A 17,125-nucleotide genomic window follows, 5' to 3' on the forward strand; every position below is an offset into this window, starting at 1 on the left:
GGCGAATAAATGGAAGACGGGTAAAAAAAAGGCAGCTCACTAAGAATGAATAGTTGAAATAAGCCGTGGGGAAGTTCCTGTGAATAAAAAAAGCTGCCCACCATATGGGACAGCTTTCTAAAGCAATGACATATCTTAAAGCAATTAAATATCATTTACGATGAAAAGCGTTCGTCATAGAGCTTCTCCAAAGAGAACATTTCGTCACGGTATTTTGCTGCTTCCAAGAAGTCCATTTCTTTTGCAGCTTTATCCATTTTCTTCCGCACATTGTCAATCGCTTTCTTCAGATCCTTCTCACTCAGGTACTGCATGACTGGATCTGCTGCAATAACCTGTGTAGGGTCCGGCTCAACGTAAATCTTCTGTTCAATGCCTGAGAAATCGGCAACAGAGGTCTGCTCCAGGATCTCTTCCCTGGTCTTACCAACCGTGCGTGGCGTAATGCCATGTTCGATATTATAGTTCATCTGCTTATCCCGGCGCCGATTGGTTTCGTCTATCGTGACACGCATACTATCCGTCATTTTATCAGCGTACATAATAACCCGCCCTTTATCATTCCGGGCAGCACGTCCGATGGTTTGGATCAGCGAACGCTCCGAACGTAAAAAACCTTCTTTATCCGCATCCAGAATCGCTACAAGTGTAACTTCAGGCAAATCCAATCCCTCCCGAAGCAAATTCACTCCCACCAATATATCAAACTCGCCCAAGCGTAATCCCCTTAAAATCTCTACACGTTCCAAGGTTTTAATTTCAGAGTGTATATAACGCACTTTCAGATTTAGCTTGGTCATGTATTTGGACAACTCCTCCGCCATCCGTTTGGTCAGGGTCGTAGCCAAGACACGGCCGCCCTCCTTGATTGTTTTATCGACCTCCTCCAAGAAATCATCGACCTGATTGATCGCCGGACGAACTTCAATAACAGGATCCAATAAACCTGTCGGACGAATAACCTGCTCAACAACAACACCTTCTGTCTGCTGCAATTCATAGTCTCCGGGGGTAGCTGAAACATAAATGGTCTGATTGGTCAGCGATTCAAACTCCGGAAAATTGAGCGGTCTATTGTCCAATGCTGCCGGCAATCGAAAACCATGCTCCACCAAAGATACTTTTCGTGACCGGTCACCGCCATACATGGCCCGTAGCTGTGGCAGGGTAACATGACTTTCATCAATAACAAGTAGGTAGTCTTCAGGAAAATAATCCAGCAGACAGAAGGGACGCATACCCGGTTTCCGGCCATCAAAGAAGCGCGAATAATTTTCTATTCCTGAACAATAGCCCAGTTCACGCATCATTTCAAGATCATAATTCACACGCTCTTCCAGACGTTTGGCCTCTAGCATAAGTCCTTCCTCTTCCAACTGTGTCTTACGCTGCATCAATTCATCTTGAATGGCCCAGATGGATTCCTTGAATTTTTCCTTCGGAGTAACGAAAAGGTTCGCGGGGAAAAGCGCCAAATCTTCCATTTTATTCAAGGTTTTGCCGGATACCGGGTCGATCTCACTTAATTCATCAATCTCATCCCCAAAAAATGAAATACGGATTGCAAAATCCAGATAAGCTGGATATACATCAACTGTATCCCCTTTCACACGAAATGTACCACGTTTAAATTCAGTTGTTGTTCTGGAATAGAGTATCTCGACCAATTTATGCAAAAAGGCATTCCGGGTGATTGTCATCCCTACACCAAAACGAAAAATTGACCGCGAGAAATCCTCAGGGTTCCCCATACCATAAATACAGGACACCGAAGAGACGACAACAATATCCCGTCGTCCGGACATCAGTGAAGAAGTCGTTGCCAATCGCAACTTTTCGATTTCCTCATTGATCGCCAAATCTTTTTCAATGTAGGTATTCGTCGAAGCGATAAACGCTTCGGGCTGGTAATAATCATAATAAGAAACAAAATAATTGACCGAATTATTCGGGAAGAACTGTTTAAATTCGCCATACAGCTGTGCAGCCAATGTTTTATTATGACTTAATATCAGGGTAGGTTTTTGGGTTTCTTGAATTACATTGGCTACAGTAAATGTTTTACCGGATCCCGTAACCCCTAGGAGCGTCTGATATTGCTCGCCCTGCTCAACACCTGCTACCAATTCTTTGATTGCCTCTGGCTGATCACCCGTCGGTCTATACTCTGATGTCAATTCAAATCTCATACAATTCCTATTTCTTAAAGAAAACTATTTTGACCTTTCGGTAAACATTACAGCAGGAGACGCCCTAATTTCTGCTAAAAAAAATCTGTCACACTAACACCATGATGTAATTTACTGTCGCTGCGATTTTGCAGCATACGGTCTAGGGCCATATTTTAGATGGTCTTTACACAAATTTACTAATTTTTTTACCATTTTATATCAAACTATAATTATGCCGAAGATGTTATTACTTTCAGTTGATTATTTACTATCTTTAGCTTTAACTGAACTAGCACGCACGTCATGGTCACTATTCTATCTACCCAAAATAGCATTGCAAATCATTTTATTGCAGAATTGAGAGATGTCACGATTCAACGGGACCGCATGCGTTTCCGTCGGAACCTCGAGCGACTCGGAGAAGTATTTGCTTATGAGATCAGCAAAACAATGGCGTTTAAACCTGTGGAAGTTGAAACACCGTTAGGCGTTGCCAAGACACATCTGTTAATGGAACAGCCGGTATTGGCGACCATCCTGAGGGCCGGACTTCCCTTCCATCAGGGCTTATTAAATGTCTTTGACCAAGCAGACAACACCTTTATCGCGGCTTATCGGCACACCAAAAAGAGCGGTGAGTTTGAAGTTCATAAAGAATATGTAAATACCCCCAATTTAGATAATAGAACGGTCATCATCGTCGATCCGATGCTGGCAACCGGAAAGAGCCTCGTCTTATGCTGCAAGGATCTACTGGCCGAATACGAGATTAAAGAACTTCATATTGTTGCAGCAATTGCCTCGGAAGAAGGATTAAACCATGTCAAGGCTTTCGTTCCGACCGCGCATATCTGGGTAGGCGATGTCGACCATGAATTGACAACAAAAGCCTATATTGTTCCTGGCCTTGGCGATGCAGGAGATCTGGCCTATGGTGAAAAACTTCATTAATGTGGATAATTATTTAAAATTAAATTAACACTTAGCTCATTGAAATTCAGTAAATTTATGTCAATGATGAAGTTTAATTTTTTTATATCTAATCTATACCACTATGAGATGGCAAAAATACAATGGCGAATCCATTCGCTCCACGATTTTCGATGCTGTTGAGGAAGTCATTAAACGAGAAGATGCCCTCGGGAACAAGCTCAAGGTTTATATCGGCACCGATTCCCAGGTAAAACGAGGAATCATCGACTTCGCCACCGTCATCGTCTTTCTCAGGGAACATAAAGGTGGATTTATGTTTATCCAACGGGACAAAAGGCATCACCGGATGAGTATTAAAGAACGGATGCTACTCGAAGTCCAAAAATCCATCGACATCGCCTACCAACTCTGCCCCCTCCTCGAAAAACACAAAGTAGACCTCGAAGTCCACGCCGACATCAACACCAATCCAAATTTTCAGTCAAATGTAGCCCTCAAAGAAGCCATGGGATATATTATGGGTATGGGTTTTGTATTTAAGGCCAAACCAGAGTCGTTTGCGAGTACCAATTGTGCCAATAAACAGGTGCAGTAGCAGATTTTTGGGCAGACTTCGTATCTTTAGGTGTAATTTTTAATACATCAGATGCAGGATTTTTTTCAGCAGATTGCCAGTCAATTTGTCCAGACCACTTGGCTCGAATGGTTAGGTACGCTAACCGGATTCCTTTGTGTTTATTTGGCCGCAAAGCAAAATATATGGAACTGGCCCATTAGCATCATCAGTGTGCTGTCCTATGCCATTCTGTTTTATGATGCAAAGCTCTATGGCGATACCGTATTGCAATTTTATTTTCTATCCACGGCAGTGTATGGATGGTATTACTGGCTTAAACGAAAGGAAGAAAAAAAGAAACCCATTGTTAAAGCCAATAACAAGCAGCTAATGCTAATCGTTCTCGCTATCATCTGCTTGACAGCCCTAATAGGCTACCTCTTGGACAGTAAGACGAATTCCGATGTCCCCTATATCGATGCATTCTGTACCTCGGTTAGCTTTGTAGCCCAATTTCTAATGACGAGAAAGATCCTTCAGAACTGGCTACTTTGGGTTTTCGTCGATATCTGTTATATTCCATTGTATATACACAAAGAGCTTATCCTAACAGCTGTACTGTATCTTGTATTCACCATAATTGCCTGGAATGGTTATCGTGACTGGCAAAAAACCTATAGAAATTTTGCGTAATATTGCCTATCAAAAAGATAGATGTGGGAAAAGAGTTAATAAAAATTGCCGTCGTAGGCCCCGAGTCTACAGGAAAGTCAACCATGGCACAGTATCTCGCTGAAAAATTTCAAACGGTCTGTGTTCCGGAATATTCGCGCTATTACTGTCAGAGCCTCAATAATAAATACACCTTACAGGATGAGGTCAACATGTTCTATGGGCAGCTCGCTTTGGAAGAAGCTCTCCTCCCTTTAGCAAAGGAAAATATCCTGATCTGTGACACGACTTTTATGACCGTTAAAATTTGGTCTGACTATCTATTCAAGCATACCCCAAAAGAAGTCACTGACAAGATCCGGCAACATCCCTATGATCTTTACTTATTGATGGATATCGACCTTCCCTGGCAGGACGATCCCTTAAGAGATTTTCCGGAGCAGCGAGAACACTTTATGGAGGTATGGAAAACGGAATTAAATGCTGTCAATGGTCAATATCACATTATCTCAGGCGAAGGACAGCATCGACTGAAAAATGGCTTAGCAGCTGTTAGCGATTTTCTGACATTGATTTGAGACAAGCATCTTGACGAAGCAGCCTTTTACAGCTATATTTGTACTTGTAAAGTATACCGCTAGTGCAATAAACTAGAAAGTTAAAATGTACTAAAAGGTTGTACTCTACCGAATTAAATTAGAATATTAACATTTTACTTAAGAAATAATGTATCCAGAATATTTAGTAGCTCCAATGCGTCAAGAGTTAGTTGATGCGGGATTCGAAGAATTAAAAACTCCAGAAGCAGTTGATACTGCAATCGCTTCAGAAGGAACTGTTTTTGTGGTTGTCAACTCCGTTTGTGGTTGTGCGGCAGCAAATGCGCGTCCTGCAGCAAAAGCGGCTGTAAAAAACGAAAAACATCCGGCAAAATTAGTTACCGTTTTCGCAGGTATGGAAACTGATGCTGTTAACACAGCACGTAATTACATGTTGCCTTACCCTCCATCTTCTCCGGCAATGGCATTGTTCAAAGATGGTAAATTGGTGCACATGATTGAAAGACATATGATTGAAGGTCGCCCGGCACAAATGATTGCTGACAATCTAGTCGCAGCATTTGACGAGTACTGCTAATCACGTATTTTGATTTTTGAATTAAAACGGCTATCCGAATTATTTGGATAGCCGTTTTTGTAAACCTCGTAATATACTTTACAATATTCCAGCCAATTCATATTTCAAAGAAATACCCCTCGCTTTATAAACACTTTTTTTTATTTTTAGGATATGAGAAAATTTCCAGTTATCCTTTTCCTCCTTTCCATGATTTTCCTTGCCTGTTCCCCACAAGAAAAGGTAGATTTGATTGTGTACAATGCGCATGTCTATACCGTTGATTCCACCTTCAGCGCAGCACAGGCATTTGCAGTTAAGGGCGGTAAATTTATTGCGATAGGATCAGACGAAGAGATTCAACGAAAGTATAAAGCCAAAGAAAAAATAGACGCTGAGGGGAAAGCAATCTACCCCGGATTCTACGATGCACACGCTCATCTATTTGATGAAGCCGAACTGATGGACCAGGTTGATCTCAATGGCGCGGATTCTTTCGAAGAAGTGATTCAGCGGGTTAAAAGTTATCAGCAAAAAAATCCCAATAAAACCTGGCTCATCGGCGGTGGCTGGGACCAAAATCGCTGGAAAGACAAATCCTTTCCCACAAAAGAACTACTGGATAAAGCTTTCCCAGATATACCGGTGTACCTGATACGGGTAGACTACCACGCTGCTGTGGTAAACTCCAAAGCCCTGGAATGGGCCAAATTGACACACATTCCCAGTATTCATGGTGGTGTTGTCGGTGGAACCAACAATACACCGAATGGTCTTTTGATCGATAATGCCATGGACCTGGTCAACAAAACAATCCCGGTACCCAATGAAAAGGAGTACCTGAGAATGTTAAAACGAACCCAGGATTCATTGCTTTCTGTGGGACTTACTTCTATTGTGGATGCCGGTTTATCAAAAGAAAGACTCGACCTCTTAAAAAAATACTATCAGGATGGGGAATTGAAATTTAGGGATTATGCGATGATCCTTGGCAATCCACAAAATATCTCCTCATTTATAGCACAGGGATTTTACGAAACGGATCGTTTAGAAATCAAATCATTCAAATTACTCGCCGATGGCGCATTAGGCTCAAGGGGAGCTTGTTTGCTCGCTCATTATCATGACTCTCCTACACATGGCTTCCTATTGCATAGCCCAGAGGAATATGAAAATATGATCAAAGCGATTGCCGCAAGTAATTTTCAGGCGAATACCCATGCGATCGGCGATTCAGCCAACCGGATTATCCTGAACATCTATGGTAAATACTTAAAACCGCATACAGACCGTCGATGGCGCATTGAGCATGCGCAGATTATCTCGCCAGTAGATTTCGATAAATTCCGAAAATTCCAGATCCTACCTTCTGTACAACCTACCCACGCCACATCGGATATGTACTGGGCAAAAGACCGTCTAGGTGAAGAACGGATGAAAGGAGCCTATGCTTACAAGCACCTATTGAAGGAGTATGGTAAACTCGCTCTGGGAAGTGATTTCCCGGTTGAACATTTCAATCCGCTATACGGTTTTCACGCAGCCGTGGCCCGTGTCGATAAAAAAGGATATCCAGAGCAGGGCTTCCAGATGCAGGACGCCATTAGTAGGGAAGATGCATTGCGCGGAATGACCATCTGGGCTGCATATTCCTGCTTTCAGGAGAAAAAACGAGGAAGCATAGAAGCTGGCAAAGACGCTGATTTTGTTATCCTCGAGCACGACATCCTCAAAATACCAAATGAGCAGCTGCGAAACGTAAAAACCTTACGAACCGTCATTGCCGGTGAAACGGTTTTTACACGGTAAACACCGGCTATTTCTGCTGAACAACAGCACAGCCTGTCGCTACCTGGCTCATCTCGAAAGAAACAACAAAAACTTAGATACAAATTTTAAAAAAAAGCCTGCATGAAATTATTTCATGCAGGCTTTTTTATATATTAACACGAAAACAGCCCCTGTTTTCCGTAAAATCTACTCGTTTAGCACGCTATTATTGCATATCAAATAAATGCTTTTCAGCATGATAGGACGAACGTACCAATGGTCCTGATTCAACATATTTGAATCCCATTTCCAAGCCAATTTTTTGATATTTTTCAAATTGAGCTGGTGTGATAAATTCAATAACGGGATGGTGTGCTTTTGTCGGCTGCAAATACTGACCGAGAGTCAAAATATGAACCCCTACATTATATAAATCCTGCATTGCCTCTATTACATCTTCTTCTGTTTCGCCAAGACCGAGCATAATACCCGACTTCGTACGAAGACCTGCTTCCGAAATTCGACGCAAACATTCTAAAGAACGATCATATTTGGCCTGGATACGTACTTCCCTTGTCAGACGACGTACAGTTTCCAAGTTATGTGAAACGACTTCCGGGCGAACCGCAATGACGCGGTCCAGATTGTCCCATTGCCCTTTAAAATCCGGCAATAGCGTTTCCAGGGTTGTCTCGGGGCTCTCTCTACGGATGGCATTAATCGTTTCGGCCCATATCGTAGAACCTCCATCCTTCAGATCGTCACGGTCAACAGAGGTGATGACACAATGTTTGACCTGCATCAGCTTCACTGAGTTTGCGACCCTGTTAGGCTCATCCAAATCGACCGCCAGAGGACGACCTGTTGCCACAGCGCAAAACGAGCATGAACGTGTACAGATATTGCCTAGTATCATGAAGGTTGCTGTTCCAGCCCCCCAACACTCACCCATATTTGGGCAATTTCCACTCTCACAAATCGTATGCAATTTATGTTCATCTACAAGACTTCTGACATGTCTATACTCTTTACCAACAGGCAATTTGACACGCAACCAATCTGGCTTGCGTTGTGCAGGAGTTGCCGGAATAACTGGAAGTTCAATCATACAACAAAGTTAAGGATTAAAAATGTAATTTCTATCCGGCAATTTGTTGGATTTATATCATAAAAACTTATCGAATGGCGGCAATAATAGAATAATGAAACAAAAATTAGGATATTTGTGTTGATTATCTATTGATCTAAATACTATACTATGCGATTGAGTCAATCCTTATCCCTTTTATTGCTTGGGGGAACTTGCATTTTCGGTGCACAGGCCCAAACTAATTTTGATCTAATTCCCAAGCCATCAAAGGTGACCGTAGCAACCGGAATATATAACATCCCAGCACAGCTCTCCGTTATTGTTTCTGATGATTTTCAGCCTGCAGCACAATTGCTTACCGAACACCCCGCAATCAAAGGCTTAGCCGTTGAAGTACTGAAGAAAAATAAAAAAGCTCCAAAAGAAGGCTTTCGTATTATTAAAGCTGTTGATGCAGACAACTTGAGCAAAAATGCCTATTCGATTCAAATTGACGAAAAAGGTCTTCTGCTTAAAGCCTGGGATACGCCGCAGGTCATCAATGGGATTTATACTTTGATTCAGTTGGGTTACCTACAAGCTGACCCCAGCCAGATAGCATTTGCAACAATCGTCGATGAACCCCGTTTTTCCTACCGCGGGCTTCATTTGGATGTTTCCCGTCATTTTATGCCGCTCTCTTTCATAAAGAAATATATCGACGTCATGGCCATTTATAAGTTCAATAACTTTCACTGGCACTTGACAGATGGCGCTGGATGGCGACTGGAGATTAAAAAATATCCGGAATTAACACAAAAGGCCGCCTGGCGTACACATGCACATTGGAAAGATTGGTGGAACAATGGCCGTCAGTATGTAGAAAAAGGAAATCCGAATGCAAGTGGCGGCTTTTATACACAGGAAGAAGCGCGTGAACTGGTTGACTACGCTGCTCGAAAAGGCATCAATGTCATTCCTGAAATAGAAATGCCCGGACACTCGGAAGAAGTACTGGCCGTGTATCCCGAACTCTCCTGTTCGGGTAAACCCTACAGTCAAGGCGAATTTTGCATCGGCAATGAGAAGACTTTTGAGTTCTTAAAAAACGTACTGGATGAAGTACTCACCATATTCCCTTCCCAATACATCCATATTGGCGGGGACGAAGCCGAAAAGAAACATTGGGAAAAGTGTCCAAAAGACCAGGCCTTGATGCAGAAGGAAGGTTTAAAATCAGTAGATGAGTTACAAAGTTATGCGATCAAGCAAATGGATTTATACCTGCAATCAAAGGGCCGAAAGCTTATCGGCTGGGATGAGATCTTGCAAGGCGGCCTCACTGAAGGTGCCACCGTCATGAGCTGGCGTGGTGAAGATGGTGGAATAAATGCGGCAAATGCTGGCCATGATGTTATTATGACTCCCGGTTCGCACCTATATTTTGATTCTTATCAGACCGATCCAAGGACACAACCCGAAGCAATTGGTGGATACCTAACCCTTGATAAGGTATATTCCTATGACCCTATTCCAAACGCGATACAAGGGGACAAGACGAAACACATTCTGGGTGCACAAGCTAATATTTGGACAGAATACGTACCGACGACAGAACACGTTGAATATATGGTATTTCCCCGTGCCTTGGCCTTATCAGAAGTCAATTGGACAAATAAAGATGCAAAAAGCTGGCCAGATTTTCAACGAAGAATACAATCACACTACAAGCTATTGCAAGAACTGAATCTGAACTATTATCGTCCCTCCTTCAACGTAGCCTATACAGCATCGTATAATGCGATTAAAAATAACAACAAGATTACGCTTACGACGGAGCAACTGAAAACGGATCAGATCCGCTATACCATTGATGGAAGTGAGCCTACGATTCAGTCTACGCCATATACAGGTCCCTTTGAACTGAGTTCAACAGGACATATCAATGCGGCATACTTTCAGGACTCCATCAAAATAGGCCCTACATTATCATTTGATATCGATATTCATCGTGCCATTGGAAAAAAAGTAACATACAATACGCAATGGTCAGGATATCCAGCGCAAAAAGATTCGACTTTAACCAATGGACTAATGGGAGGCCTGTCTTATCACGATGGACAATGGCAAGGGTTTACCAGTCCGATTGATGTTGTTGTTTATTTGGAAAGAAGGGAAGAAATTCATCAGGTTGCCATGAATTTCATGCAAATGATAGGCCCGGGGGTTTATATGCCCGGGGAAATGGAGGTTCTCGTTTCTGACAATGGTCGTACATTCCGTTCAATAGGAACAGTGAAAAATGATGTATCCGATAAAGAATCCAAATTAACATTTAAACGTTTCGAGCTGAAACTAGATAAAGCGCAGCAGGCACGCTATATAAAAATCAAGGCCAGCAATCCAAAAAAAGGATATTTATTTACAGATGAAATCATTGTTTATTGACAGAAAATAAGCAATTCCTGATCCTAGTTGGAAAACCAATTCCTTACGTTTTCCAACTAGGATTTCCTATTTTCAAGACCACTTTTCCAACAAAGCTCATTTTATTTTGAAATATTCTTAAAATAAATACTTCATTTTCAAAATTTAAAATGTAACTTTGCACTCCGACAAAGCAGTCGGAATGACCCTTCCCCATGAGCTATTTTTGATTGTCTTTGCTCAGATTTACAATAGGAAATTTAATTTTTTGAACTAGATATAATGCCAAGAAACACTTCCATTAAGTCGGTTTTAATCATCGGATCAGGTCCCATCGTTATCGGTCAAGCTTGTGAATTTGATTATTCTGGATCTCAAGCATCCCTTTCATTGAAAGAAGAAGGTATTGAAGTATCCATCATCAACTCAAACCCTGCAACAATCATGACGGACAAAGTTGTTGCAGACAATGTCTATTTACTTCCATTAACGTGCGAAAGTATTGAAGAGATATTGCAAAAACATAACATTGACGCAGTACTTCCTACCATGGGTGGCCAGACCGCTTTGAACTTATGTATCGAAGCTTCCAACCTGGGCCTTTGGGAAAAATACAACGTAAAAGTTATCGGTGTTGATGTTGCTGCCATTGAAAAAACTGAAAACCGTGAAGAATTCCGTCAATTAATGGTTGATATTGGTGTGGGTGTTGCAACCTCAAAGATTGCAAATTCATTCCTGGAAGGTAAAGAAGCAGCACAAGAAATTGGTTATCCCCTTGTTATACGTCCTTCCTACACCCTAGCCGGTACAGGTGGTGGATTTGTACACAGAAAAGAAGATTTTGATGCGGCTTTAAATAGAGGTTTACATGCGTCGCCAACACATGAGGTTTTGGTAGAGCAAGCCGTATTGGGCTGGAAAGAGTTTGAGTTGGAATTACTTCGTGATACCAATGACAATGTGATCATCATCTGTACTATTGAAAACTTTGATCCAATGGGTATCCATACGGGAGACTCGATCACAGTTGCACCAGGAATGACATTATCTGATAAATGTTACCAAGATATGCGTAATCAAGCGATTTTGATGATGCGTTCAATCGGTACATTTGCAGGTGGATGTAATGTTCAGTTTTCCGTAAATCCAGAAAACGAAGAAATCATCGCAATCGAAATCAATCCACGTGTATCCCGCTCATCTGCTTTAGCATCAAAAGCAACTGGTTACCCAATTGCAAAAATTGCCGCTAAATTAGCGATCGGATATAACCTGGATGAGTTGCAAAATCAGATTACTAAAACAACATCGGCATACTTCGAACCAACATTAGATTACGTTATCGTGAAAATCCCGCGTTTCAACTTTGATAAATTCAAAGGTGCAAACAAGGAATTAGGCCTGCAGATGAAAGCGGTAGGTGAAGTAATGGCAATCGGACGTACCTTTATCGAAGCTTTACAGAAAGCTTGTCAATCACTTGAAACAGGTCGTGCCGGTCTAGGTGCTGATGGTCGTCAATGGAGAAATCTAGATGAGATCATGGATAGCCTAGAGCACCCAAGCGGTGACCGCTTATTCCATATCAAAGATGCTTTTGAATTAGGTGTTCCTTTGGAATCTATCCGTAAAGCAACACGTATCGACAAATGGTTCTTAGTACAGATCCAAGAGCTGGTACACCTTGAGCAAGAATTACGTCGTTACCAATTGAATAACATTCCACGCGATTTCTTCATGACCTTAAAACAAAAAGGTTATTCAGATGTACAGATTGCTTGGTTGCTAGGTAATGTAACAGAAGATCAGGTATATGACCGCCGTAAAGAACTAGGCATCAACCGTGTCTACAAAATGGTCGATACTTGTGCTGCTGAATTCCCTGCACAGACGCCATATTACTATTCGACATTCGAAGAAGAAAACGAATCAATTTCTTCGGATAGAAAGAAAATCATCGTTTTAGGCTCAGGTCCAAACCGTATCGGTCAAGGTATCGAGTTCGACTACTCTTGTGTACACGGGTTATTGGCTGCGAAAGAATGTGGTTACGAAGCAATCATGGTGAACTGTAACCCGGAGACTGTATCGACAGATTTCAATATGGCGGACAAATTATACTTCGAGCCTGTATTCTGGGAGCATGTACGTGAGATCATCGAATTGGAAAAACCAGAAGGAGTTATCGTTCAATTAGGTGGACAGACAGCACTTAAAATGGCTGAACGATTAGAGCAACTTGGAGTAAAAATCATCGGTACATCATTCGAGAATATGGACTTGGCGGAAGACCGTGGCCGTTTCTCTGATCTATTGAAAGAATTAAATATTCCATATCCAAAATATGGCGTAGCTACTTCGGCAGAAGAGGCTTTACAAGTAGCCAACGAAGTTGGTTATCCAGTATTGGTTCGCCCTTCGTATGTATTGGGTGGACAAGGGATGAGCATTGTCATCAATGATGAGGACCTTGAAAAAGCGGTCGTTAACTTATTGAAAAACCTTCCAGGTAATCATATTCTGATCGACCATTTCTTGGATCGCGCTGAAGAAGCGGAGTCAGATTCCATCTGCGATGGTGAAGATGTACATATCATCGGTATGATGGAGCACATTGAGCCTGCGGGTATTCACTCCGGAGATTCTTCGGCTGTATTGCCTCCATTCGGGCTATCACAAGCAGTTCAGGACAAGATGGAAGAATACTCCATTAAATTAGCGAAAGCGTTGAATGTACGTGGTCTATTAAACATCCAGTTTGCTGTAAAAGGTGAAAATGTATATGTCATCGAGGCTAACCCACGTGCATCACGTACAGTTCCTTTCATTGCGAAAGCGTATGATGTTCCTTACATCAACATCGCGACAAAAGTCATGTTAGGTGTCAATAAATTGAGTGACTTCACAATCGAACGTAAATTGAAAGGATATGCGATTAAAGAACCAGTATTCTCCTTCAATAAATTCCCTGAAGTAGACAAACAATTAGGCCCTGAAATGAAATCAACCGGTGAAGCGATCCGCTTTATCAAAGATCTTCAAGATCCTTATTTCAGAGAATTGTACAATCAAAAATCAATGTTTTTGAATGCACAATAAGGCATATCAATAAAATAAAACGGTACTGTCCAACTTCTTTGAACAGTACCGTTTTTTTATGCAATTTAATATCTATTCTCCCTTAAAATATCATTTCACAGAGTCGATTCCCAAAGGGATTGACGTTACTTTCTGGAGATCTCCTTCCTATTTTATATCTTTTACACAACGGAAGCCCACATTATTTGTCGGGCTATTTACCTCCCCTTTACCCCTGCTTCCTGCTTTATAACGTTCACAATATTGATCATTACATAGAAATGATCCACCACGCTGAACACGCTTTTCAAGATTAGGTTCCTGTGGATCATAGGAGTCTTCAGGTCCTTTGGGATTTGCCACCGTGCTATTCTTGTAGTAATCCGGTCGGTAGTAATCGGAGCACCATTCCCAAACATTCCCTTCCATATCATAGAGTCCGAATGCATTTGCCTGAAAGGATTTTACAGGAGCCGCCCCCTCATATCCATCTTCCTTTGAGTCTTCAACCGGAAATTTCCCTTGGTATATATTTGCAGTCCATTTGCCATTGGGTTTCAGCTCTTTCCCCCAATAGTACAGGTCCTCATTCGTATCTTTACCAGAGCGGGCAGCGTATTCCCATTCCGCCTCTGTAGGCAATCGCTTTCCTGCCCATTTTGCATAAGCGGCCGCATCTTCATAGGCGACCTGGACAACTGGATAATTCATTTTGTCCTTTATCGAACTATTGGGCCCTTCTGGATGCTGCCAATTTGCCCCAGGAACATATTCCCACCACATCAAATAATTATTCAGTGAATTGAGTTCTTTGGGTTTCGAAAATACCGCAGATCCGGGAACAAGCATATTCGGATCTACACCGGGAAAGTCCTTCGGATCCAATTTCCGCTCAGCTACCGTCACATATCCTGTTTCTTTTACAAATTGGGCAAATTGTGCATTTGTTACTTCATGTTCATCCATATAAAATGAATGAAGCTCCACAGGATGCACAGGCTTACTATCTTCGAAATTCGAACTTCCCATCAGGAATTTACCACCTTCGATTAGAACCATCTTTCCAACGGCGGCATTACTTTGTTTGGATAACTGAGATTTGATCATACCTGCTCGTGTAGGTATATTTTCACCAACACAACATGAGAGTGTATCATTTGTGGAAAATATAGATAAACAGGCAACTAGCGTTAGATTGATTAACATACCTAAAGATAAACATAAAAGGGGAACAATAAAATGCTCCCCTTTTAATTACTGAACTAATGTAGATTTTATACATCCAATTGCACATTTTCCTTTTTCCCATTTTTCGATCGAATAGGCGTATTACCACCACCTTTTAGTGTAATATCCACAGGATTATTGTTTTTCCAGGCGCCTTTTGTAAAATCCGGTACAGTCACCGTTTTACAGTTCTTTTCAACAGATTCAAAGCTCAATGGAACGATACAGCTCCACGAAGCAGCATCGTAAACGTCCTGATCCAATGGCAGTCCATTTCGCAGACAGTCGATTAAACGCCAGTCCATCATGAAGTCCATCCCCCCATGACCGCCAACTTCTTTGGCTTTATCACCGATATATTTCACCAATTCTGGCGTATACTTATCATACAGTTCTTTTAGCTTCTCTTCCTTTATGAATTCATGGCCAAATGCGATATTTTCCGTTGGATATTTTTGAGCAAATCCCTTTGTACCACTAAGTGTATGCAATCTCGAGTACGGTCTAGGTGAAGTCACATCATGTTGTAACATAATTGTTTTTCCTTTGGCTGTACGGATCAATGTCGTATTCATATTGCCACGGTATTTCTTTCCTAAAAATTCCTGGAAAAAAGAATCCTTATCCGCTAACTCTTTTGCCTTTTCTCCCATCATAAAATCATTGGAAGACATGGCCACAAGATGATCCATCTTATCCCCTCTATTGATATTTAAGCATTGCGCCACAGGTCCAAGTCCATGAGTCGGATATAAATTACCATTATACTTGATATTTTCCCTTAAACGCCACATATTATCGTAGCCGTTCTTTGAGAAATTTAAGTCCAACAAATCGTGTATATAAGCGCCTTCACCATGGATCAATTCACCAAATAAACCTTGACGGGCCATATTCAATGTCAGCATCTCAAAAAAGTCATAGCAGCAATTCTCCAACATCATGCAATGCTTTTTTGTTGCTTCAGATGTTTTGACTACTTCCCAACAATCTTTTATTGTCAGCGCAATGGGTACTTCACAAGCCACATGGTTACCAGCCTTCATTGCCGCAATACTCATGGGTGCGTGGTAGTCCCAAGGCGTACAGATATAGACAAGATCTAATTTTTCTTCCTTAAGTAATGATTTCCAGCCATCTTCGCCAGAATAAGACTTTGCAGCCTTCAAACCTTTTGAAGTAAGAATTTTCTGTGCTTTCTCAACCCGTTCCGGATGTTTATCACAAAGTGCAACGATCTCGCAACCTTCGATAAAAGATAGTCGTTCGACTGCTCCTGGACCACGCATCCCCAATCCAATTACAGCAACTCTCACCTTATCAATTTTGGGTGCTGCATAACCGCACATATTAAATGCTTCTGCCGTTGCATTGGCATTAACCAAAGTAGGAAGTGAAACAGCCAGTGATGATAAAATCCCAGCTTTTTTTAAAAAATCTCTTCTAGAATCCATAATTTAAAGTCATGTAAATTTAAAGGGACCAATTGGTCCCTCTAAAAAATCACCTATTTTAAAACAAACTAAACAGTCAATAAGAAAAATCCGTTTGGATTTGGATTTATATTTGGTTCTAACTAAAGAACTTAATCTCTTTAACAATAATATAACACTTTTCTCAAAATAAAAAATCAAACTTGAAAGCAATCGTTTGTTTAATCTACACAAACGATTGCTTAATTTATTATTATCTTGTCTTTTTAATGAAAAGTATCGCATTACAGTAAATACGCTATTCCGATATCAAGATAAAATCTGAAAAAACATATACACAAAACTTTACCCGTATATTTCTTTCATCGTTGGATCTTAATGTTGCCCATCCAGGCATAAAATGAAAATAGTAAGTATACCAAATTAGTTAAATGAACGAAGCTATTAAAGCTATTTACTCAGCGAAAAAGGAAAAAGCAATAGGGTGACGTGGATCGTGTCAGCTGATGATAAACAGTCCTTTGGAGCAATGTTAAGCTAGCGGATTTCTAGGCCTGCTGTTCCGGGCCGGTATCCCCGGACTTACCCCGGAGCCGATAGCCCTGTTGAACCAGAAGACCTGTAAAAAGCATATAAACGAAAGAAGCCCTTGACTGTTTCCAGCAAGGGC

General features: G+C 41.4%; 12 protein-coding genes. 8 read left to right on the forward strand and 4 right to left on the reverse strand.

Annotated elements, in window-relative coordinates; all coding sequences use genetic code 11:
• Positions 1-155: 155 nt before the first annotated feature.
• On the reverse strand, positions 156-2,189 hold the full coding sequence (uvrB, locus tag HMAT_RS22625; RefSeq protein WP_104385104.1) for an excinuclease ABC subunit UvrB: 2,034 nt from the start codon (positions 2,187-2,189) through the stop codon (positions 156-158).
• A 285-nt stretch (positions 2,190-2,474) separates the two neighbouring features.
• Between uvrB and upp the strand changes: the two genes are divergently transcribed.
• From upp to HMAT_RS22655, 6 genes are all read left to right on the forward strand, one after another.
• Complete coding sequence (upp, locus tag HMAT_RS22630; RefSeq protein ID WP_104385105.1) at positions 2,475-3,122, forward strand: uracil phosphoribosyltransferase; 648 nt, start codon at positions 2,475-2,477, stop codon at positions 3,120-3,122.
• A gap of 103 nt (positions 3,123-3,225) precedes the next feature.
• Entirely contained in the window at positions 3,226-3,699 is a 474-nt protein-coding gene (locus HMAT_RS22635) for a ribonuclease H-like YkuK family protein (protein WP_046672303.1), read from the forward strand.
• 51 nt (positions 3,700-3,750) lie between these two features.
• Positions 3,751-4,353 carry a nicotinamide riboside transporter PnuC gene (gene pnuC / locus HMAT_RS22640; protein WP_104385106.1) on the forward strand — a complete coding sequence of 201 codons (603 nt, stop codon included), beginning with the start codon at positions 3,751-3,753 and terminating at the stop codon, positions 4,351-4,353.
• A 23-nt stretch (positions 4,354-4,376) separates the two neighbouring features.
• Positions 4,377-4,910, forward strand: a complete 534-nt coding sequence (locus HMAT_RS22645) for an AAA family ATPase (RefSeq protein ID WP_104385139.1) — start codon at positions 4,377-4,379, stop codon at positions 4,908-4,910.
• Positions 4,911-5,058: 148 nt separating this feature from the next.
• Positions 5,059-5,469 carry a BrxA/BrxB family bacilliredoxin gene (locus HMAT_RS22650; RefSeq protein ID WP_104385107.1) on the forward strand — a complete coding sequence of 137 codons (411 nt, stop codon included), beginning with the start codon at positions 5,059-5,061 and terminating at the stop codon, positions 5,467-5,469.
• A 153-nt stretch (positions 5,470-5,622) separates the two neighbouring features.
• On the forward strand, positions 5,623-7,257 hold the full coding sequence (locus HMAT_RS22655; protein ID WP_104385108.1) for an amidohydrolase: 1,635 nt from the start codon (positions 5,623-5,625) through the stop codon (positions 7,255-7,257).
• A 187-nt stretch (positions 7,258-7,444) separates the two neighbouring features.
• Here the strand turns inward: HMAT_RS22655 and lipA are convergent, their stop codons facing one another.
• Positions 7,445-8,326 carry a lipoyl synthase gene (gene lipA / locus HMAT_RS22660; RefSeq protein ID WP_104385109.1) on the reverse strand — a complete coding sequence of 294 codons (882 nt, stop codon included), beginning with the start codon at positions 8,324-8,326 and terminating at the stop codon, positions 7,445-7,447.
• 150 nt (positions 8,327-8,476) lie between these two features.
• Here lipA and HMAT_RS22665 point away from each other — a divergent pair, with 150 nt between their 5' ends.
• Complete coding sequence (locus HMAT_RS22665) at positions 8,477-10,735, forward strand: beta-N-acetylhexosaminidase (protein ID WP_104385110.1); 2,259 nt, start codon at positions 8,477-8,479, stop codon at positions 10,733-10,735.
• 261 nt (positions 10,736-10,996) lie between these two features.
• Positions 10,997-13,816, forward strand: coding sequence for a carbamoyl-phosphate synthase large subunit (gene carB / locus HMAT_RS22670; protein ID WP_104385111.1), 2,820 nt, complete (start codon positions 10,997-10,999; stop codon positions 13,814-13,816).
• Between the two features lie 147 nt (positions 13,817-13,963).
• Here the strand turns inward: carB and HMAT_RS22675 are convergent, their stop codons facing one another.
• Both HMAT_RS22675 and HMAT_RS22680 read right to left on the reverse strand, forming a co-directional pair.
• The gene (locus HMAT_RS22675) at positions 13,964-14,902 is read right to left on the reverse strand and encodes a formylglycine-generating enzyme family protein (protein WP_233789530.1); all 939 of its coding nucleotides are present in this window, start codon (positions 14,900-14,902) and stop codon (positions 13,964-13,966) included.
• A gap of 167 nt (positions 14,903-15,069) precedes the next feature.
• Positions 15,070-16,476, reverse strand: a complete 1,407-nt coding sequence (locus HMAT_RS22680) for a Gfo/Idh/MocA family protein (protein ID WP_199768739.1) — start codon at positions 16,474-16,476, stop codon at positions 15,070-15,072.
• Positions 16,477-17,125: the final 649 nt, after the last annotated feature.

This window comes from Sphingobacterium sp. HMA12 (assembly GCF_002933815.1).
Classification (GTDB): Bacteria; Bacteroidota; Bacteroidia; order Sphingobacteriales; family Sphingobacteriaceae; genus Sphingobacterium.

Excerpts from the sequence above, each read along its gene's own strand:
- uvrB (WP_104385104.1), bottom strand. The coding sequence starts at position 2,189 with ATGAGATTTGAATTGACATCAGAGTATAGACCGACGGGTGATCAGCCA.
- upp (WP_104385105.1), top strand. The coding sequence starts at position 2,475 with ATGGTCACTATTCTATCTACCCAAAATAGCATTGCAAATCATTTTATT.
- HMAT_RS22635 (WP_046672303.1), top strand. The coding sequence starts at position 3,226 with ATGAGATGGCAAAAATACAATGGCGAATCCATTCGCTCCACGATTTTC.
- pnuC (WP_104385106.1), top strand. The coding sequence starts at position 3,751 with ATGCAGGATTTTTTTCAGCAGATTGCCAGTCAATTTGTCCAGACCACT.
- HMAT_RS22650 (WP_104385107.1), top strand. The coding sequence starts at position 5,059 with ATGTATCCAGAATATTTAGTAGCTCCAATGCGTCAAGAGTTAGTTGAT.
- HMAT_RS22655 (WP_104385108.1), top strand. The coding sequence starts at position 5,623 with ATGAGAAAATTTCCAGTTATCCTTTTCCTCCTTTCCATGATTTTCCTT.
- lipA (WP_104385109.1), bottom strand. The coding sequence starts at position 8,326 with ATGATTGAACTTCCAGTTATTCCGGCAACTCCTGCACAACGCAAGCCA.
- HMAT_RS22665 (WP_104385110.1), top strand. The coding sequence starts at position 8,477 with ATGCGATTGAGTCAATCCTTATCCCTTTTATTGCTTGGGGGAACTTGC.
- carB (WP_104385111.1), top strand. The coding sequence starts at position 10,997 with ATGCCAAGAAACACTTCCATTAAGTCGGTTTTAATCATCGGATCAGGT.
- HMAT_RS22675 (WP_233789530.1), bottom strand. The coding sequence starts at position 14,902 with ATGATCAAATCTCAGTTATCCAAACAAAGTAATGCCGCCGTTGGAAAG.
- HMAT_RS22680 (WP_199768739.1), bottom strand. The coding sequence starts at position 16,476 with ATGGATTCTAGAAGAGATTTTTTAAAAAAAGCTGGGATTTTATCATCA.